The 17,518-nt window shown below is 60.7% G+C and carries 21 protein-coding genes; all 21 read right to left on the minus strand.

Features of this window, described 5'->3' with window-relative positions; genetic code table 11:
- Positions 1–23: 23 nt before the first annotated feature.
- On the minus strand, positions 24–2,078 hold the full coding sequence (locus ACE4RL_RS13085) for a hypothetical protein (RefSeq protein ID WP_375597565.1): 2,055 nt from the start codon (positions 2,076–2,078) through the stop codon (positions 24–26).
- Complete coding sequence (locus ACE4RL_RS13090) at positions 2,079–2,606, minus strand: DUF6950 family protein (RefSeq protein ID WP_375597566.1); 528 nt, start codon at positions 2,604–2,606, stop codon at positions 2,079–2,081. It abuts the gene before it with no gap.
- Entirely contained in the window at positions 2,606–3,178 is a 573-nt protein-coding gene (locus tag ACE4RL_RS13095) for a hypothetical protein (RefSeq protein WP_375597567.1), read from the minus strand. Before ACE4RL_RS13095 ends, ACE4RL_RS13090 begins: the two co-directional genes overlap by 1 nt.
- Complete coding sequence (locus tag ACE4RL_RS13100) at positions 3,179–3,910, minus strand: hypothetical protein (protein ID WP_375597568.1); 732 nt, start codon at positions 3,908–3,910, stop codon at positions 3,179–3,181.
- Positions 3,907–5,976, minus strand: coding sequence for a tape measure protein (locus ACE4RL_RS13105; protein WP_375597569.1), 2,070 nt, complete (start codon positions 5,974–5,976; stop codon positions 3,907–3,909). The genes ACE4RL_RS13100 and ACE4RL_RS13105 overlap by 4 nt, the downstream gene beginning before the upstream one ends.
- Positions 5,977–5,978: 2 nt before the next feature.
- Positions 5,979–6,218 carry a hypothetical protein gene (locus tag ACE4RL_RS13110; protein ID WP_375597570.1) on the minus strand — a complete coding sequence of 80 codons (240 nt, stop codon included), beginning with the start codon at positions 6,216–6,218 and terminating at the stop codon, positions 5,979–5,981.
- Between the two features lie 20 nt (positions 6,219–6,238).
- Positions 6,239–6,637: a gene transfer agent family protein gene (locus tag ACE4RL_RS13115; protein WP_375597571.1), complete on the minus strand. Its 399-nt coding sequence runs from the start codon at positions 6,635–6,637 to the stop codon at positions 6,239–6,241.
- The gene (locus tag ACE4RL_RS13120) at positions 6,637–7,080 is read right to left on the minus strand and encodes a phage tail tube protein (RefSeq protein WP_375597572.1); all 444 of its coding nucleotides are present in this window, start codon (positions 7,078–7,080) and stop codon (positions 6,637–6,639) included. Before ACE4RL_RS13120 ends, ACE4RL_RS13115 begins: the two co-directional genes overlap by 1 nt.
- Positions 7,081–7,144: 64 nt before the next feature.
- Entirely contained in the window at positions 7,145–7,582 is a 438-nt protein-coding gene (locus ACE4RL_RS13125) for a DUF3168 domain-containing protein (protein ID WP_375597573.1), read from the minus strand.
- A gap of 3 nt (positions 7,583–7,585) precedes the next feature.
- Positions 7,586–8,044 (minus strand): HK97 gp10 family phage protein, encoded by a 459-nt coding sequence (locus tag ACE4RL_RS13130; RefSeq protein ID WP_375597574.1) that lies wholly within the window; start codon positions 8,042–8,044, stop codon positions 7,586–7,588.
- Complete coding sequence (locus tag ACE4RL_RS13135; protein WP_375597575.1) at positions 8,041–8,397, minus strand: head-tail adaptor protein; 357 nt, start codon at positions 8,395–8,397, stop codon at positions 8,041–8,043. The genes ACE4RL_RS13130 and ACE4RL_RS13135 overlap by 4 nt, the downstream gene beginning before the upstream one ends.
- A gap of 920 nt (positions 8,398–9,317) precedes the next feature.
- Positions 9,318–9,908 (minus strand): head-tail connector protein, encoded by a 591-nt coding sequence (locus ACE4RL_RS13140; RefSeq protein ID WP_375597576.1) that lies wholly within the window; start codon positions 9,906–9,908, stop codon positions 9,318–9,320.
- 71 nt (positions 9,909–9,979) lie between these two features.
- A complete protein-coding gene (locus tag ACE4RL_RS13145; RefSeq protein WP_375597577.1) occupies positions 9,980–11,281 on the minus strand; it encodes an SGNH/GDSL hydrolase family protein in 1,302 nt (433 codons plus the stop codon).
- Positions 11,278–11,469, minus strand: coding sequence for a hypothetical protein (locus tag ACE4RL_RS13150; protein WP_375597578.1), 192 nt, complete (start codon positions 11,467–11,469; stop codon positions 11,278–11,280). The genes ACE4RL_RS13145 and ACE4RL_RS13150 overlap by 4 nt, the downstream gene beginning before the upstream one ends.
- Positions 11,462–11,725: a hypothetical protein gene (locus ACE4RL_RS13155; RefSeq protein WP_375597579.1), complete on the minus strand. Its 264-nt coding sequence runs from the start codon at positions 11,723–11,725 to the stop codon at positions 11,462–11,464. Before ACE4RL_RS13155 ends, ACE4RL_RS13150 begins: the two co-directional genes overlap by 8 nt.
- Position 11,726: 1 nt before the next feature.
- Entirely contained in the window at positions 11,727–11,945 is a 219-nt protein-coding gene (locus ACE4RL_RS13160) for a hypothetical protein (protein WP_375597580.1), read from the minus strand.
- A gap of 66 nt (positions 11,946–12,011) precedes the next feature.
- On the minus strand, positions 12,012–13,217 hold the full coding sequence (locus ACE4RL_RS13165) for a phage major capsid protein (protein WP_375597581.1): 1,206 nt from the start codon (positions 13,215–13,217) through the stop codon (positions 12,012–12,014).
- Between the two features lie 33 nt (positions 13,218–13,250).
- The gene (locus ACE4RL_RS13170) at positions 13,251–13,943 is read right to left on the minus strand and encodes an HK97 family phage prohead protease (RefSeq protein WP_375597582.1); all 693 of its coding nucleotides are present in this window, start codon (positions 13,941–13,943) and stop codon (positions 13,251–13,253) included.
- Positions 13,924–15,183, minus strand: a complete 1,260-nt coding sequence (locus ACE4RL_RS13175; RefSeq protein ID WP_375597583.1) for a phage portal protein — start codon at positions 15,181–15,183, stop codon at positions 13,924–13,926. Before ACE4RL_RS13175 ends, ACE4RL_RS13170 begins: the two co-directional genes overlap by 20 nt.
- The gene (locus tag ACE4RL_RS13180) at positions 15,180–16,937 is read right to left on the minus strand and encodes a terminase large subunit (protein ID WP_375597584.1); all 1,758 of its coding nucleotides are present in this window, start codon (positions 16,935–16,937) and stop codon (positions 15,180–15,182) included. Before ACE4RL_RS13180 ends, ACE4RL_RS13175 begins: the two co-directional genes overlap by 4 nt.
- Positions 16,937–17,518 (minus strand): hypothetical protein, encoded by a 582-nt coding sequence (locus tag ACE4RL_RS13185; protein ID WP_375597585.1) that lies wholly within the window; start codon positions 17,516–17,518, stop codon positions 16,937–16,939. The genes ACE4RL_RS13180 and ACE4RL_RS13185 overlap by 1 nt, the downstream gene beginning before the upstream one ends.

Raw genomic sequence — 17,518 nt, forward strand, 5'->3', positions numbered from 1 at the left:
TCAGTTCATTGATTTGAGGTTGGTCAGGTGACCGTCATTGCGCCTGTGGCAACAGGAAAGGCTTCGACGCCAGACCCATTGATCGCCACGACCCAGCCATAGACAGTCCCGGCGCTCTGGCCGGTAATGGTACGGCTGTCAGTAGCGTTCGGAGCGCCATACTCGGTTGCCTGTAGAATGGCGGTTTCGAAGTCATTGGTCGCGGACAGATAGATGCGCGCCCCGACATAATTGGAACTGTTCGGCGCCGTCCATTCGATTTCCACCTGACCCACCCCACCAGTGCCAGTCACTAGCGTGACGTCGTCAGGCGCAACCGGGTCGGCCGTAGCCGTCAGGGTCACATAGCTGGTCCAGTCAGAGCGGGCGCCTGCGGACCATGTGCGGGAGCGGAACTTGTATTCGACGCCATCAGCCAGGAAGCCGGTGCGGACGACAGTCTCACCAGCCGCCCCAGTGGTAGATTGCAAAGCGCCACCAGACGTTGGCTCCCACTGGACCTCGTACTGGAAGGTGGCGTTTTGGAATGTGAACGTCGCCTCGCCATAGGCCGCCGTCGATCCGCCGCCGACGTCTTCAACTTCGATCGTCACCGCGAAATCCGCCGGCAGAGGAACATCCTCCGGCTCGACGGGCGTGACATTGGCGCCCGGCTCTCCTTCTTCAGTCGCTGCATTGAAGGCATAGAGCGTGGCCGGCACCACGATACCCTCGAATTCCATCGTCAAATTGCGCAGGGATAGCTTCGGGCGCCCGATGATTTCTACTACGGATTCGTCGAGCTTCGGCGGCAAGTGGACCCTGACAAAGCGGCGATATGGAACGTCCTTCGCGGGTTCATAGTGCGCCTTGACCGTTACCCGGGGCGCATTGGCCCGAATGAACGCAATCTTCTGCAGCCGCGCCATATGATTGTGCCGCTGCACTGCCTGGTTTTCGACGGTCTTGGTGCGCTCGTCATCAGAGGGATAGGGAATGCCATAGATCGCAGCATCAGCGGTGTTGTAGCCCTTCGCTGGATCGGTGTACCGCCCCCGCACGGCCAGAACTGTCGATGCCTTGCGCTTGTTCGGATCGTAATTGACACTGATGATGTCGTTCTGAACCAGCCGAATATCTGGCTCGACATACTCGCCAGGGTGAACACCAACTAGGCCATCTGACCGCTCGTAAATAACCAATTCTGCGGCCTGGTCCATGATGCGGCCCACCTGGACCGGATCGTTATCGGCGCGAAACCAGAAACCGCCATGATAGCGCGGCTCGCTTCCGCCTGATCGATTGGTCACTGTTTCGTCGGCAACATCCGCTGCCGCTTCCCAGTCGGGCAGATACATTTCATCCATGGTCAGCTTGCCGCCGACTGCATGGGTCAAATGCCAGAGCCGATGCAGGGGAATGTTTTCGGTATAGCCCGACAAGTCAGCTCGGGGGTCATAGATACCGTTGTGGCCTTGGATGATAGCGGTATGGAGCGGCATCCCGCTGGGATAGGTGCTCTGCAAATCCTCTGATGCCACCGACTGCACCAGAAGCATGACGGTCGCGAGGCCATCGCCGCGGTGATCTTCTGTCCATATCGCCGGAAACGCAGAAACGACTTCCGAGTAGGCGGTCGATGCAGCATCACCAAGTCGGGTCTGTATCGCCACATGGTTGTTGAAGTGCGCGGGATCGTTGACGGCACCCCCTGCGCTTGGGTTGACTGCTTCGTCATGCAGATAATGCTGAACGAAACCCTCGATGCCATGAGCGGCAATCACAGTGATATGATAGGCAGTGCCTCCCGTCTCTTCGAGGAACGCATAGTCGCCGCCCTTTTTGACCGGGCCGAGGGAATAGGTCAGTGGGGGCACAGATTGTTTCAGATTGTATTTGCCGTCCTCTGGCTTCGGCGCCTCGGGCTTGGGGGGCTGGAAGGCTGTCGAGGCTAGAGCCAGCGCGCCACCGATCAGCAGATAGGACGCACCAAGGGCCAGAGCCGGCGCAATCGCGGCAATGGTCGCCAGGGGCACGCCGATGGCGCCTAGCGCCTGGATAAGCGACGGGAGAATGACAGCAGCAATTGTCTCTGGCACTTACACTCTCCACATCGCCAAGGCTTTTGCCGACATCGCTTCCCACTGGACCCGGTCGGCGTTGCCAAACCAAACCGCCCAGCGCGCACCATTCCAGATCGCTGCCCATTGCCGTTCTGGCCGGTGCGCAGAGCCGATCACGGCCACGCATCCGAACTCCGGCTCATGGATTGGCTTCAGGCCCGCCACGGACGCACAGGCGGCCACTACGGCCATGAGATCACCACGCTCGGCCACTAGGGCCCGGCACCCGGCTTCATCGCTGTAGGTGCCGCGCCACGCTGCAGCAGGATCCTCGTAGCCAGACCAGACGCACCAGTCCGCCACCATCAGCGAGCAGTCGGACTGCCCCCACACGAACGGCCGGCGGCTCGTCTGCTCGATGAAGTTCTCGAAGGCCGCCATCCGCTCGACAATGCGCGGCTCATGGAAGTGTCGGCGCAAGACGGTGACCGCTCCACGCGATGCACGCGGGCGTTCTTCGGCAGCTCGCCAGAGCGACCGGATTTCCTGCCATGACTGTTGCATCAGCTAAACCTGGGCCACCTAATGGCCTTGTCGGAAAGGCCGGGGATTCTCTCGGCGAACTTGTCGCTCGGCGCCGACGGGTTGAGCTGGGCAGACCGGGCCCGCTGATCGACGTCGGACAGCACCGCCCCGCTGGTCAGCCGGCGAACGGAGAACCGGTTCGTGATTTCCAGCGTGATGGATGAAATTGTCCCGTCCTCGGTGGAAGTGTCGGCCATGGGCATATTGTCGATGGTGCCGGTGAACTTGACCTCAGGCGCCCCGGTCGGCTGGTCCCATGCATCCATCCCCTGGAGAAGAAGTTGGACCTTGCCGCCGATGACGTTGCCGTCCTCCATTTCATCGAAGGCCAAGCCGGCGCCATCAGGCGCCAACCCAGAAACGCCCAGCATCAGCGTTGCGGCCTCGCCGTTCATCGCCATCTCGATTTCATCGAGGCCTTCGGTCAGGCAGGCGCCCAGCCATAGATCGCCATTGGTATCGAGAAACGGCCCTGCCCCATCGTGCAGGCGCGTGACTGTTTCGTCCGGAAAGGTGAACCGGACGAGAACCTTGAGGGACTTGATGGCCATCTATGCCGCCTCTAGCGCCAGATCCGACCAGACGTCGACGGCCTCGACCAAACCGACCGAAGGCCTCGGCATGTTCGCCGGCGGAAACTCGATATCCATCTGACTGTCAGAGGCCAGGCGGCACAGGATTGTGGGCCGATCGGTTTCAAGCCAGGCATCGGCAGGAATCTCCTGCCTGACCGCTGGAAAGATCGGAACCCGGAATTCGTCGTCACCGATCTGCTCGATCATAGCCCCGGTCTCATACATGGCGTGCTGATAGCTAAAGCGAATGCCCTGGACGGTTGGAGCCGAAATCAGGCGAAGCCGCACCACAGTCGCTCCCAGCGGCGCCGTGGTGGCCATCTCCACCCGAGTGACGCCCTCGTAATACTCAGTGTCGTCTTCAAACGGCGTATCGTCGTCATGGGGGTAGAGCCCGGGCGAGAAGTCGGTCCAGGTCGGCGGCGAGGCCAGAAGCCGAGTCGAGCACACCGGCACCACCAGCAGCCCAGCCTGGCCGTTGAGATAGGTTCGGAGCTTGGTCCACTCGCGCGCCTGGTCAAACTGCTGGCCCCGGCGAAAGGCTATGCCGTTCAGACTACCCTGCCAGAACCCCTTGTCAGTGCGGGTATATCGGGCAATGCCGCCCAGGGAACGACCGCCCGAGCGAGTGAACGGCACCGGATTGAACGGCACCGACTGCGCGGGGAGCAGGTCAATCGGCCAATGCACATAATCAAGATCCGTCACAGCCGGTAATCTCCGCCAGCGCTATCTCTCTGGTATTTGGCAACCGCACCTGGGGCGGTCTTGTTGGACTGAACTGTTGCAGTCGTGACGATCGCTGGAGCGCTCTTTGCAACCACCCTGCCCGCGCCATCCTCGACATAGGCCGAGAACTTTTCATCGTCAGACACCACGCGAACGGTGAGCGCCTGCGGGGCGCCAGCGGCCATTGACGGCATTCTGATATCCACCGGGACTCGCCCGCCATTTGGCAAGGGAATGACGGCCTCTTGGCCATGGACAATGCCACGCGGTTGCCCGCGGGCCCCACCGGTGTTCGCGGTGCCCGAAGCAAACCCGAACATGCCGCCGAGAAACCCAAGGGGATTGAAGCCGCCGGCCTTCATCCCGCCGCCCAGTAGATTGAGGCCTGTGCTCAGAAGGTTCTTCGCCAGGTCCTTGATGACGGAGTTGAGGATTTCGCCGGCGTCACGCCCTTCAAGGAATCCGTCAATAATGCTGTCCAAAGCGCCTCTGGCGGCCTGACCCATATCGTCGGCCGCCTGCCGCACAAGATCCTGTGCTTCTGCCAGCCGGGCCGCTTCTGCCGTTGCTCGAGCATATCCCGTCGCCAGCTCATCAATCTGGGCCTGGCGCTGCGGAGTGAGGGCTAGACCAGCTTCGGTCGCGGCATTCTCCAGCTCCATCTGAGCCCGCAGACGTTCAATCGCAAACCCATAGTCATTGACGGCAATACCAAGCTGACGCTGGAGTTCGGTTTCTCGATTGAGGGCGTCAATGCGCTGCTGCTGTGAGGCGATAGCCTTAGCGAATCGGTCAGAGCTCGACCCGCCGCCACCACCGCCACCACCCGAAGCCCCGCCAATCGGATAGTCGGCAAGCGAAACTCTCCGGGGATCATCCGCCTCAACCGTGATCTTCAGCGGCTCTGCCGGCGCCTCCCCAGCCAGCGCGCGAGCCAAGGCTTCATCCTCTGGCGTGGCACCGAGCAGTTCGAACGTCTGGGTAAGAACCCGGCCCGCCGCAGAGGAACCGGAGGTGAGCCCTGGCACACCCAGATCATTGATAAAGGTGGACGCTGCGAACCCAGCGCCTTCCAGCCCGGAGATCCGCGCTAACTCGTTGGCAAACGCCCTTGCAGACCCGACCCCCTGGTCAAACAGTCCGATCAGGCTCTGCATTGGCCCAACGGCATAGTTGATGAAGTCGCCGAGCTGCCGAACGATATCGGCCAGGTTGGCGATGCCGTCGCCCAGAACCTTGCTTGCCTGGGTGCCCTCATTCATCTCGCGCGCTACGTCGATCAAGACGTTCTGCAGGCGTGTGAATTGCTGGGCAACAGTCAACTCGGCACCGGCAACCTTATCTTCCAGTGTGGCTGCACCGACTTCGAAGGCTCGAAAGAAGGCTTCAGACGAAACCTTGCCGTCCACAACCAACGTGCGAAGCTTGGCGACGGAACCGCCGGCTTCCTCGAGGCCATTGGCGACGGCCTGCACAATTGGCGTGGCGCCTTCTAGGATCGAGTTGAATTCCTCGGCCCTGACCACCCCGCCACCGAGAGCCTGAGAAAGCTGCAGGAGCGCGCCAGACGCCGCCTGGGCATCCGTCCCGGCCACGCGCAGCGCCAGGGCAACGTTGTCGGTAAACCCGATCAGTTCGTCGCCTGTGACGCCCAGTTCATTCTGCACCAGCGCCAGCCGACTATATAGCTGCACCAGCGTTTCAATGGGCGCGGCATTGCGCTGCGCGGCCTGAAACAGATCGCCATAGACCTGATCGAGGTCTTCGGCCGCCACGCCAGCCACCTTGAGGCTGTTCTCGATCCGGGTGGCCGCATCGATCAACTGCACAGCGCCGCGGGTCACCGCCACGCCCGCAAATGCAGCGGCGATGCCTCGCTGAAGTCCCACGAATCCAGCATTGAGCCGGCTATTCATCGAGGCAAACCGGCTCTCGATCTGGCGAGACCTAGTGTTGGCAATGCCATTGGCCCGGTTCATCGCCCGTTCGAAGGCAGCAGTGCGCGCCTCTAGAGAGACGACTAGTCTTTCAAGATCGGTCGCCACTATTAAACCTCGAATGTCACGATACCAGCCGGGACCAATCGGTCACCGTCCAGCCAATATGTCTGGGTAGAGAGTGTCTGCGGACCGTCATTGTCCGCCTCGATCCAGGCGAACAGTTCGTCAGCTTCGGACTCGGTGAGCTTTGCCTTGTCCTGCGGGGTGTTGGCTTCGACATATCCATGCCAGCAGGCGAAGAATTCCCACATCGAAGCAGCCTTGACCTGCTCAGAGGTCCAGCCCATTGCCGCGCCCATGCCGAAGATCAGGGAGAAACGGAACTTTCCGTTGGGGAGGTCATCGAGCTTTCGCCCTTCTGATCCTCCCCCTCGGCTTCCCCCGGTGCTTCATCGGGCGCCCCCTGCACGCCGGCGGCAAGGATGGCATAGGCCAGCATGACGTTTTCTGCTGGCGGACGGGACTCGACATAGTTCCGAACCAACTTCAGGGCTTCCTCTGGCTTCTGTCCGCCGCCGATCAGCCCCAGCCGTATGGTATGGCTGATGTCCCCGACCAGCCAATGCTTCCCGGCCAGGCGTTCCAGAAGAGCGAACGGCCCGGCGTCGGTGGCTTCTTGGAGCAGTATGAGTTCCGACCATCGGAGGCGGAAGGTGTAGTCCGAATCTGCCCAGCTTAACGGGCCGAGCGCAGCATCTCGGCTCATTAGGGGTTGACCGGCGTGGTGCGAACCATCTCGCCGTCGCTCTGCATCGAGACATTGAGGGTCACGCGGCGGCCATTCTGACCGGCGACCTCAAGGCTCTCGATGTGCATCAGGCCGGTCCAGGTTTCAGTGGAAGCGGCGAACTCAATCTCCACCTTGGCGGCCACCGAATCCGTCTGATGGAAGGCGTCAAACCAGGTGTCGCGGGATTCGTCCGCAAGAACACCCTCCCCGCTCACCGACATGCTGAGCTGCGTGGCATCGCGGCCAACCCAAGGGATATCGTCAGGATTGTCGCAGTCGGACAGCAGGATTTCCTCGAGGCCCTTGCTGAAGGTCACCGTCTTGGAATTGAAGCCGCAGGGTGCGGCATAGGTGCCGCCGCCGGCGAGATCGAGCAGAACGCGGAGCTTGCCGCCGCGGGTAGTGGTCGGGGGTGCCATGCAGGCCTCCATGAAAAAAGGCCGCTCAGAGGCGGCCGGGTTGAATGCGAACTATGGATTTGCGCTATTCGAGCAGATCGATCTGCGCGGTGAACTGCATCACGCCATGGGAAATGGCAGGGTTTGGATCATCCAGAATGCGGCGCAGCTCGAACTGCAGCGAGACCAGACCATGCGTCGGCAGATTGAGTTCGGCGCCGTGCAGGGCCTTCTTCACCGCACCGCAAATCTTCCGGCATTGAACGCCGCCATATGCCTCGCCATCACCGCTGGTCCAAATGTCCCATTGGATGGTGACCTCTTCGGTTTCGATGCAATCGAAGTCGTCGGGGATCATCGTGTCGGGGCCGAGAGAAATATAGGGGTAAGGCACGTTCGGCGTGCCGTCCTGCCTCTCTGGCACTCGGTCATAGATGCGGGTGCCGACGAGCGCGGCAACAGCGGCGTTGGCTCTAAGGGCGGCCATCATCGCCCCTATTAGCTCGAAACTGGCATCAGCCATTGATCAGCCTCCTGCCGCAACTTTCTTGGCCGCCTTGTTCACCGCTCTGGTGATCCTGCTCTTGGCACGGCGTCTTAGCGCCCTAAAGCTTGGGAAGAAGAACGGCGCAGCAGCCGTTCCCGGATGCTGGGTGCCAGCGAACTGCCCACCATTGATATGCGGCGACGATCCGAATTCCACCAGGTGAGCATACCGAACACGCGTGTTACCCGCGTATATAGTCAAAACCAGATTGCCGTTGGGCGACTTGGCGGTAACGATGGCCTGGCTGTACCGAGGCCGATCGCCAAAGGTCCATCCTATGCTTTCGCGAAGCTCCCCGCTGTCGACAGGCACAAGGGTTTTCATGAGCGCCACGATCTCATTGGCGCTTGCCTCCATAGCGGCGCGGATTTCCTGCTCTACAGCCATCGGAAAGCGCTTCAGCTTCCTCTGTAGCCGATCGAGGCCCTGAACGGTCACGATGCCTGGCCCTCGGTCACAAGGAACTCGAGCCATTGCCGCTCCCCATCAGGATCAGCCGGCGGAGACGTGATGTTGAAGACGCGGTTCGCGTCCCTGGCGTCCACCACCTGCCACGCCACGGTTACGTCGAGCATCTGGTCTGTGTATCGCACCAGGCAGACATAGGGCTGGCGGCCATTGAGGCGCGCCGCCGTGACTTCTTCGCCTCCGGTGCGAGGCTGGAGTCCGGCATAGGCCTGAAACTCGGTAGCGAACTCTCCACCGGGGGACGAATTGCCCCAACCATCATCAATGGTCCCGCGCTTCTGGAAATTCAGCAGCGTGCGCAGACGGCCGGCATTACGGTTCATTCTTCCGCTCCGATGCCTGGCTTCTTTACCCGCACGGCTTTTTCTTGCGCGATTGCGGCCACAGCGCAGGCCGTGGTGACCAGTTTCACCTGTCCGGGCTTGAATTCGACGGTAATCGAAGGCACCGGTTTCCAGTCAAAGTGGCTATGAAATCTTACCCAAGGCATCCAGACCTCACAGCGCTAGTGAAGGTTGGAACGGGCCATCAAGGCGCGCGTTCTTTCTAAGATTGTCGACCGCCCAAAGGGGTTGCAGGTTTTCGAGTGCCCAAGCTCTTCGGAAGTCGATGTGATCCGGAGATTCAAAGTTAAACGCCGACAACGGAATGATGTGGTCGATATGCCACAGGCCATAATTCTCCCAAGTCATCCCAGGCTGAAAACGACTAGCTAAGTGGTCTCTGAGGTCGCTCGGAGAATACCCGAGAAGATGAAAAGTTGGCCGCCCGGCCTTTGCCCCCTTTAGCAGTCCCTTGCGCACCCCCTGCCGGACAGCGTTCTCCAAGCGCCACCGCGCACCACGCCGCTGCTTAGACTGTGCTTTCCTCGCTAAAGCGCGAGCATGTTCGGTTTTCCGGTATGCAGCCTCTCGTGCCTGCACCTCGGGCACCGCTCTGCGCTTCCGAGAGGCGTTTCGGTGATACTCCTTGTTTACAAGGCGTCGACACCTCGGGCACCGCCTTTGATAAGCCCTGGCAGGCTCGAAGGCAGACCCGCACATTTCACAGCATTTTGTCTTAGGCTCGGCCGCTGCCTTTGCGGCGGCTCGCCGAATGCGCTTCTGGCGCTTTATGCCCTCGAACTTCACAACACGAGCGCAAGGGGTGCAGTATTTCTGCGCCGCGCTATTCCTGGCAGAAAGGCCGCCACAGTGGGCACACACCAGAGGCGCAAGCGATCTCCGAGCCGCCGTTGCTCGCATCAGAGCCGCCTCTTGCGGAAGGTGGAGAGCAGGACTTCAGCGCCGAACGGGATTTCCTGCATGGCATCGGCTGATGCTGTTTCCCGGTTATTGAACCAGTGCCCAACCATGAGCATGATCGCGACCTTGATTGCGGACGGGACAGTGCTTTCCCCGCCAACCTCTGGATAGCCCGCCTTGAAGGTGACGCTGATCGGATCGCTCTCATATAGGCCGGCCGGGAACGAATAGGCGTTCCGGAAGCGGAGATGCGAGGTGCCGTCTGCCTCGGTCTTGAGCAGATAATCGTCGCTGTCGACCGTCGCGAGCTGTCCATCCTCGTTCCGCCAGGTCACGGATACAATCTCTGTCACCGGCGCCAGGGGAATCGGCATTTCCCGGCAGAAAGAACCATAGTCGGCCCGCCAGGTCTGTTCTTCAAGGCATCGGCCCAGAGAGCCCGTCCACCCGTCCAGATGCGAGACAGCGGCTTCGATCAGCCCCTCAATCACTGCGTCCTGTTCGGTGCCGATCTCTCGGATATGCCGCTTTGCCTCGTCAACGGTGACAGGAAGGCTTGCGGGAGGTGTGATCAGGACAGGGCTGCGCAAGGTCAAACCTCATAGAAAAGCCCGGCACAATGGCCGGGCGTGGTGGTTGCCAGATGGGGTTAGGGTGGCAGCTAGGCGATGACCTTGCGCAGGCCCATTGCACGGAAACGAATGGTCGCGCTGACCGTCGCGCCGTTGATAAACTGCACGGTCGGGCTGAACCGGATATTCACCTCAGTGATCGCCGCCTTCGGGGTCTTCATAACGCCGCGATCCGCAGTCGTGGCGAACAGCAGTCCGTTGGATGATCCGCCCATGTCAATGTACGAGTTTCCCGTGGTGTTTTCGTTCCACTGGAGACCGATACCCTGGACGCCCGTCATTCCAGCGTCCCATTCAAACTCGGCAACGCCCTCAAGAACGTCACCGATGGTAAACCGACCTGTCGATGGAAGCGCGCGGCACACAGAAGCCGTCGAATTGCCGCTTGCCGGGGCGGTTCCAGAAATGGCCACCTGCTGCCACGCAACGCCGTCGCTGTCTGTGACTTTGGAGAAGGCGAACGTCAGGCCCGAGACGTTCTGGTAGGCGTTGGAATAGCTGTCTGCAAGTTGACCCGAGATAGTGGCGCCAGACGATGACCCGACGGTTCCCGAGGTGCCGGTCAGCATCGGGTTGAGATTGAGACAGCCTTCGGGGAAATAGGTGGCGTCGTACTGGTCCGTGTTCGATGACGGCAGAATGGCGACCGGTGGTACTATCGTGTTGATGATGTCCACGAGCGAGTTGCCCATGTCTCTTGCGCCCAGAGACGCCTGGTGCAGACCATCGGCGGTCTTGCCAACTATCGCGTCCCCAGTGCTTGAGCTTGCCAACGCCATTGCTGGCCATGGATCGCCCACATATACCCCGGCAACATCGCGTTGGCTCAGGAGCCAATCGTGCACTGCCATGTGGTATTGCAATTGTGGGCTGGTGAGCCGCTGAGCAGTGTAGGTCGTGTCGCCGCGCGGGGTTTCCGCCACGAAAATGCAGACACGGCCCGCTGCAATGATCTTGTCCCGGATTTGCTCTAGATAGCCAATCGTTTCGGCGGCCGTATAGGCGGGGTAGCGGTTGTTGGTGCGGTCGTTGGTCGAAACGAGAACGATGCATATAGCAGCATCGCTGGCGGCAAGGGCGGCATCGGTGCGGGCCAGAACTTCGCTGCTGTACTCTCCAGCGATACCGAAATTGTCGACTTCACCATTCCACCAAATGCGCTGTCCGGTTTTGAACCGCAACCAGTTGGTGTGTCCAATGGCAGGCCACGCCTCGATGGTGGGGCCTGTCGCCGTGTATGTGCATTGGTCCACACGGCTATCGCCTAGAATGATGAAGTGGCTGTTGTAGGGCTGGCCCGTCATCTGGGCGGCGGTCTGGAAATTCGTCATGCTGCAACCCCTTGGCCAGCGAGTGCAACGCCGATCACCCGGCGATTATTCTGATCGACCATGACCGTCCCCGGCACAGTGCGGATGAAGGCAAATCCGGCAGGAGGACCCCCGCCCTTTATTGGGGTGGCAGTGACCAGCGGCGTCACAATGGGGCGCAGAATGCCCGAGACGATATTGCTAGCCACGGAAGACGCCCACGGATGGCGAATTGGCCTGACGACGGACGCGGAAGGTCCCCGGGCCGGTGATGATCTTGCCCGGCTCCGCCGCCGTCAGGTAGCCGACAGCATTCCAAGCCGCGGCATCATCTTGCATCTCAACGATGATGCTGGCGCTTTGCAGCGCCCCCTTCATCGCTACGGACGCGCTCTCGCCATCAGCAAGCGTGAAGCTAGACGAGTTCGCCGCCGTGGTGCCGGCCGCCAGAAGCTGTGTTGCCATCTCAATCTGCTTTCTTGCTGGCCTTGCGGCTCGCCTGGGGCTCGGCCTTGTTCTGCACCGCGGGCTCGGCCTTGTTGGCGGGCTTCTGCTCGGCTTTTCCTTCTGCCAGCACGCCCTGATCAATCAGGTGTTGGACTGAATTCTTATCTGCCTCGCGAGTGTCGCCAGGCATGTACATCTTGTCGCCAAGGTGCTGGCGAAGGACTTCAAACTTGGTCATTTCGACCTCCTTTCGGCTCATAGAGAGGGCGGCTCGATTGCCGCCCTCCTTGATCAGCCGACTGGCTTAGGCAACGCGCCCGAAATCCCCGAAAATGAACGCTTCCGGACGGTAGACGGCCAGTGCTAGCCGCTCTTCCGCCAGGATCGTCACGAGGTTCTTCGTGAAGTCGTCGTTCACGTACCCGGTTTCGACACGAGCATCCCAGCGGTCGAAGACCTGGGCGCCGAGGCGGAACGCACCAGTCAGCACCTTGTCGACGGTCATTGCCGGGGTGGCGACGACAGGCAGGCCCCAGAGGGTCGGGGTGATCTGGCCCTGGGGGTTGCCGATGATGTACCGGCCGGTGGTGTCCTTCAGGGTTTCGATCCAAGCCCAGTCGCTGGGGTGCATCACGATGCCGGTCGAGGGGTACTCGGCCAGCGCCGCCTGCAGCATCATCAGGCGGATCATGTCGATGCTGGTGGGCGAAGACAGGGTGATCGGCGCCGAATAGGCCGTGGCCTGCGGGATGATGCCGCTCAGGTTCTGGCCGGTGCCGTCGCCGTTCAGGAGCTGGTTTTCTTCGACATAGGCCAGGCCGTAGAGCAGGCGCTGATCGATGGTCGACCGGAGCTGGGACACATCGCTCAGGATCTGCTTGGAAGCCTTCATCCAGTGCGCAATGACCTTGGCCGAAGTGGTGACCAGATCAAACTTCAGATCGGATTCCGGCTTGGCAGCAAGCTCGGCCACCGGAGCGGCGTTGTTGTTGAACCCGGTTTCCTTGACGTATTCGAGCGTCGACCCGTCCATGCGGCCCTGCGAAAGCAGGTCACGCACCGTCAGCCGGCGCTGCGGCAGTGGCAGGATGCCGGGGAGGCGGGTGGTCTGAACAGCATCACCGACCGAACCAGCCGCATCAGTGGTCGCAGAGTTCAGGGTGGCCTTGATGTTCAGGTCCGCGCCGCGAGCCGACTTGGAAAAGCCAGTATCGGCAAACGACTTGAAGCCTTCCGACTCCACGAACTGATCACCGATGGACTTGACCGCTTCGTCGCCGTCGCCACCATTACGAGCGAGCTTCTGCTCGATCTCGGCCACCTGCTCATTAAGCGCGTTCATCTTGGTCAGGGCCTCGTCGGCCTTTTCCTTGATGGAAGTGCTCAGTTCCTCGCCCTTCTGGGATTTGCCAAGGGCTTCCTCGGCAATCGCCTTGACGGCATCAAGGGACTGGGTGAAGTCAGCCTTCACCTCAGCAGCCAGCTCGGCTGCCGTTTTATGTTCCGACATGGGAACCTCCAATAATGTGGATTGTGTGGGGCTCTAGCCCCGGAGTGCCTGCAAGAAAGCAAGCGCCTGGTCCGCATCGGCAGGTTCCCCCTGCCCCTTCAGGTGGACGCGCGCGGCACGCTCCGCCTGCGAATTCGAGAAGCCCAATCCCTTGAGCCAAGTCTCGAACTCCCGCTCAGTCAGCCGGTCCCCGGCCTTGAGCTTATCCGTCAATTCAGTGGCAGCCTTGAGCGCCTTTACGCTCGAAACCGTCGCGTTGCTGTTCGCGCCGATGCTCACCACCGAAACCTCTTTCAGGTCGAGCTTTTGCAGCGTCCAGACCTGTGTTTCTGCGTCGACCTTGTATTCGCGGATGCGATAGCCGATCGATAAGCCGTCAATGTCACCCGCCTTTAGCAGTTCGTAGGCCTCGCGGGCACGCTGCACGCCCATATTGAGCTGCCCGCGCAGGAACAGCCCCTTGTCATCCTCTTTGGCCTCCACCCACTTGCCGATCGGCTCGCGAGAGTCATGCTGCCAGAACATTTTCGGCATGGTGCCGGCGGCTTTGTGGTCTGCCAGGCTCTCGGTATAGGCGCCGGGCGCAATGACGTCGCCGTAGCTGTCCGGTTCCCCGCCGAAGGTCGAGCCGTACCCCTCGATCTCGCCGTTTTCCCTCAGCGCCTTGATGTCGAGCAGCGGAGCTGCCATCGCGATCTGCAGGCCGCTATCCTTGCGCAGGATCATCGCTGTCTTCCTTTCCGGCTTCGGTGATGGGCACGTTCTGCATCTGCATTCGCGGCACGTCGCCGCCTTCAATCGGAGCCAGGTTTTCGAGCTGGCGGACCTCATTGATGGTCATTGCGCCCATTGCGGTCATGCGCTGGTAGAACTCAGCGCGTGCCTTGCTGTCGCCCCGGAGGAGACCCTCAAGGCTGAACTCGATGGTGATGCCCTGTGTGCGGTCCTGAGGCGTCAGAAGCTGCTTCTGCATCGCCATTTCGATGCGCTTCAGCCGGCGCCGGAGCGTGAACTTCTGAAAACCGAGGGTCTGCTGCTCGAGACCAGTTCCCCAACTGGTCGATTTCTGGGTATGCCCGATCATAAACGGCGGGACGCCGAAGAACCGGCACACGTCCTCGACAGAAAAGCCGCGAGATTCCAGCATTTGGGCATCGGCCGGGGAGAGGGACAGGGTTTTGATGTCCATCCCGCCTTCAGCAATGAATGGACGACCCGAATTGACCGCGCCCAGGTACTTGTCCTGCAAACGGCTCTCGACGGCCTTGTACTGCTGGTCAGACAGGAACTCCTTGAAGGCCAGCACTACGCTCGGGCGCATTCCGTTGGCATAGGTGCCACCGGCTGCGCGATCCTGAGCCTGTGCCAGTCCAAAAGTGTGCCGCCCATAGGTCAGGGTCGACAACCCACCTTCCGGCCCCCCGCCAAAGCCCCTGATATGGAGAACATCGTTCTGTGTCAGGTCGAAATAGGTGCCGTTTTCGCTCCAGCGGTAGCGAAGATCGCCATTCCGCTGGCGCTGAACAGACACGATGTCGGCCCGCACTGGCGTCAGACCGATGATTTCCCCGCGGGCGTTCTTGTCTTTGCGGGCAATACCGTTGCCCTGAAGCTCCAGATTGGCCGAGATGAACTCAAGGAAGTCCACCGAGGTCTGATCAGCATTCGGACTGTCATGCAGAACGCGATATAGGCGGTGGTCTCGGACCAACTCCCTGCTGCCATCCGCCTGAGTGCGATAAACCATAAGGGGCAGCGTGCCGATCGTGCCGGCGATCAGGTTGACGCAAGCCCATGCAGTCGAAATAGCAAGGACGCTCGCGGCATCGGTGTTCTCACCAGACCAATTGCGGACGAATGGCCAGCCTTCCTCGTTGATGAGCGATAGCGGCTCGACCCGATCCACCGGAGCCGATTTCGTCTCAATTCCCAGCAGCGGGGCGATGGTCTTTTGCAGCCAGTTCATGCCGCCCCCGTGAGACGTTTGATGTAATCGTTCAGGCCTGCGCCCTGGGCTTCCGGATTCCGCGCCATCAGCGTCACGGCATTGAACATCGCCATAGCCGGGTCGATCTTGGCGTCACCGGCAGATTGCTTGGTTGCCCGAATGCCTGTGGCGGTGGGTTCGATCTTCAGGTTCGGCACACACCACTGCATGAGCGGACCGCCGCAGTGCTTCAGAAGCCCCGACGCCAGGCGCCGCTCAGCACCCTTGATGCTGGACATCATCCACCCGCCCTGTGGCGCCGCCACTAGAAGCTTCGCCTCTTGGGTGACGCCGATCTCATCGAGGGCATCTTCCATTTCACCCAGGCCGGAAGCGTCAACTGCCACCCCGCCCAGCAATCCCATATCCTTGATCCGGGTGATGTGCTCGATGATCGAGGCCACATCGCCCAGCGGATTGTTCAGAATGGTCAGCTCGCCGGCGGCCTCGATGGCCCTAAGCCGGGTCGCGATCGATTTGCGGCGGTCAAGAACCCCGCTGTGGCACCATGCATGGGACCAGGAGAGCCACCGCTTCATGCGCCGGAGCGTCTTTTCTCCGTTGATCTCGAATTCGACTTCAATCTCCGTCGGCTCGCGGCCAAGAACATTGAAGCCGAACAGGTCATCGAGGCCGCCGCCGTCGATTCCCACCACAGCCACCTCGGAACGCTCCAGGAGCCGCGCCAGAGCCTCGAAATGCTCCATGCCGGCCAGTTCGCGGTCAGTGGCAGCATCCCAATGATCGGCGCCGGGCCAACGATTGGCGCGGAGGTTCAGTCCAATCTCGATGTTCAGATGCTTGGCGAGAAAGGTCGCGATCGTCGTGCGATCACCAGCCATTTCCTTGCGAAGTTCGTCCTCGATCCACTCCTGGCTGACAGATCGCCCAATATTGGGATTTGTCACATAGAAATTTGCCGGGTCCTCATAAGCCTTGGCCTCAACCATGGCCTTTGGGAATTCATAGATCACCGGCAGGAACTTCGGATCCTTCACCTCGCCGTCACGGACTTGCCTGGCATAGTCCAGCTTTGCCTTGAACACACCGGCCGGCGGCTCGTCGCTTTGGGTGGAAAGGCAGATCACGAAACCTTCCGGCCTCGATACCATGCCGCCTGTTGCCTCGCGCAACATAGCGTCTGCATGGGCGCGCTTCCCGAACACCCACAACTCGTCAATGAGAATTCGCCCGGCCTTCTTGCCAGAGACCGTCTGCGTGTCCGCCGCAACAACCTTTAGGGATGCCTTGGTAACCCGATGGGTGATCGTCCTTGGGGCTGTCTGGACATGAAGCAACTCTTCGAGTTCTGGGTCCGCCATGACCATCGCGGCCGCCGGCTTGAAACTGTTTTGGGCGACCTCAATCGTCGGCGCCAGGATCAGCAGTTCCTCGTTGTGCCTCCAGTTGATGATCAACGCCGTGAGCATGATGCCCGCGGCAATGGTCGATTTGGTGTTCTTCTTGCTGATGAGCAGGAAGAATTCGCGGATCAGTTGCGCGCCGCTTTCGGGATCATTCGCGCCGAAGATGGCAGCGACAAAATCGAAAACGAACTGGTCGCAGACCTCGCCGAATGTCGGCTGCCCTGGAAGGTCGACCACCTTCAGAGATCTGAATACCTCCAGCGCATGCTCTGCCTCGTCTGGGAATAGGGGCGCAAATGGGATCAAGCTCCGGCGCGCAACAATACGTTCCTCCCAGTCAGGGCAGGCCGTTGACCACTCTTTCATCAGCTATTGTTCACGACCATGCGCGGCCCATTGCGAGGCGCAAATTTGCTTCCGGACGAAGCTGCGTTCTCTGCCGCCGCCTGTCGCTGTTGCTTAACGCCCTGCGGAGCGTCTGCTTCCTTCAAGGTTTTCATTGTGGTCGACAGGTCCTTGAGGGTCTTCGATCGCTCGCCAAGCGAGAGAGCTTTCAGCAGCGCCTGGCGACGCCGCGGATCACCTTCCTCCTGGCAGATCATGTCTTCGAGCTCGCCAACGTGCGAGGTGACGGTTTCGAGCTCGTCCATCAGCCGGCCAGTTAGCGCCCGGGCACGATCAGCCAGTGCCTCGGGCTTCACCGATGCTGGCTGGATGACCTCCACCGGAGACTGCGGCGGGAGCGCGCTGCGCTGAGCCTTCGATTCCTCGAATGGGCTCTGCGTTTTTTCCTTTCGCTTCCACTCCTCGGCCTTGGCCTTCTTGTGGATGGCTGTATCGCTGATGCCATACCAGCGAGCGATCTCCCGAACGGTCATCACGCCGGCCTCGTAGTCGGACCTGATGCCTTTCCAGTCTATCGCCTTGTTTTGCTTACGCTTTGCCAT

This window comes from Devosia polycyclovorans, assembly GCF_042181575.1.
Taxonomy (GTDB): domain Bacteria; phylum Pseudomonadota; class Alphaproteobacteria; order Rhizobiales; family Devosiaceae; genus Devosia; species Devosia polycyclovorans.

What these genes read in the sequence shown, in the direction of transcription:
- ACE4RL_RS13090 (WP_375597566.1), bottom strand. Translation starts at nt 2,606, where the DNA reads ATGCAACAGTCATGGCAGGAAATCCGGTCGCTCTGGCGAGCTGCCGAA.
- ACE4RL_RS13095 (WP_375597567.1), bottom strand. Translation starts at nt 3,178, where the DNA reads ATGGCCATCAAGTCCCTCAAGGTTCTCGTCCGGTTCACCTTTCCGGAC.
- ACE4RL_RS13110 (WP_375597570.1), bottom strand. Translation starts at nt 6,218, where the DNA reads ATGGGCTGGACCTCTGAGCAGGTCAAGGCTGCTTCGATGTGGGAATTC.
- ACE4RL_RS13115 (WP_375597571.1), bottom strand. Translation starts at nt 6,637, where the DNA reads ATGAGCCGAGATGCTGCGCTCGGCCCGTTAAGCTGGGCAGATTCGGAC.
- ACE4RL_RS13120 (WP_375597572.1), bottom strand. Translation starts at nt 7,080, where the DNA reads ATGGCACCCCCGACCACTACCCGCGGCGGCAAGCTCCGCGTTCTGCTC.
- ACE4RL_RS13125 (WP_375597573.1), bottom strand. Translation starts at nt 7,582, where the DNA reads ATGGCTGATGCCAGTTTCGAGCTAATAGGGGCGATGATGGCCGCCCTT.
- ACE4RL_RS13135 (WP_375597575.1), bottom strand. Translation starts at nt 8,397, where the DNA reads ATGAACCGTAATGCCGGCCGTCTGCGCACGCTGCTGAATTTCCAGAAG.
- ACE4RL_RS13145 (WP_375597577.1), bottom strand. Translation starts at nt 11,281, where the DNA reads ATGACGAATTTCCAGACCGCCGCCCAGATGACGGGCCAGCCCTACAAC.
- ACE4RL_RS13155 (WP_375597579.1), bottom strand. Translation starts at nt 11,725, where the DNA reads ATGGCAACACAGCTTCTGGCGGCCGGCACCACGGCGGCGAACTCGTCT.
- ACE4RL_RS13160 (WP_375597580.1), bottom strand. Translation starts at nt 11,945, where the DNA reads ATGACCAAGTTTGAAGTCCTTCGCCAGCACCTTGGCGACAAGATGTAC.
- ACE4RL_RS13165 (WP_375597581.1), bottom strand. Translation starts at nt 13,217, where the DNA reads ATGTCGGAACATAAAACGGCAGCCGAGCTGGCTGCTGAGGTGAAGGCT.
- ACE4RL_RS13170 (WP_375597582.1), bottom strand. Translation starts at nt 13,943, where the DNA reads ATGATCCTGCGCAAGGATAGCGGCCTGCAGATCGCGATGGCAGCTCCG.
- ACE4RL_RS13175 (WP_375597583.1), bottom strand. Translation starts at nt 15,183, where the DNA reads ATGAACTGGCTGCAAAAGACCATCGCCCCGCTGCTGGGAATTGAGACG.
- ACE4RL_RS13180 (WP_375597584.1), bottom strand. Translation starts at nt 16,937, where the DNA reads ATGAAAGAGTGGTCAACGGCCTGCCCTGACTGGGAGGAACGTATTGTT.
- ACE4RL_RS13185 (WP_375597585.1), bottom strand. Translation starts at nt 17,518, where the DNA reads ATGGCAAAGCGTAAGCAAAACAAGGCGATAGACTGGAAAGGCATCAGG.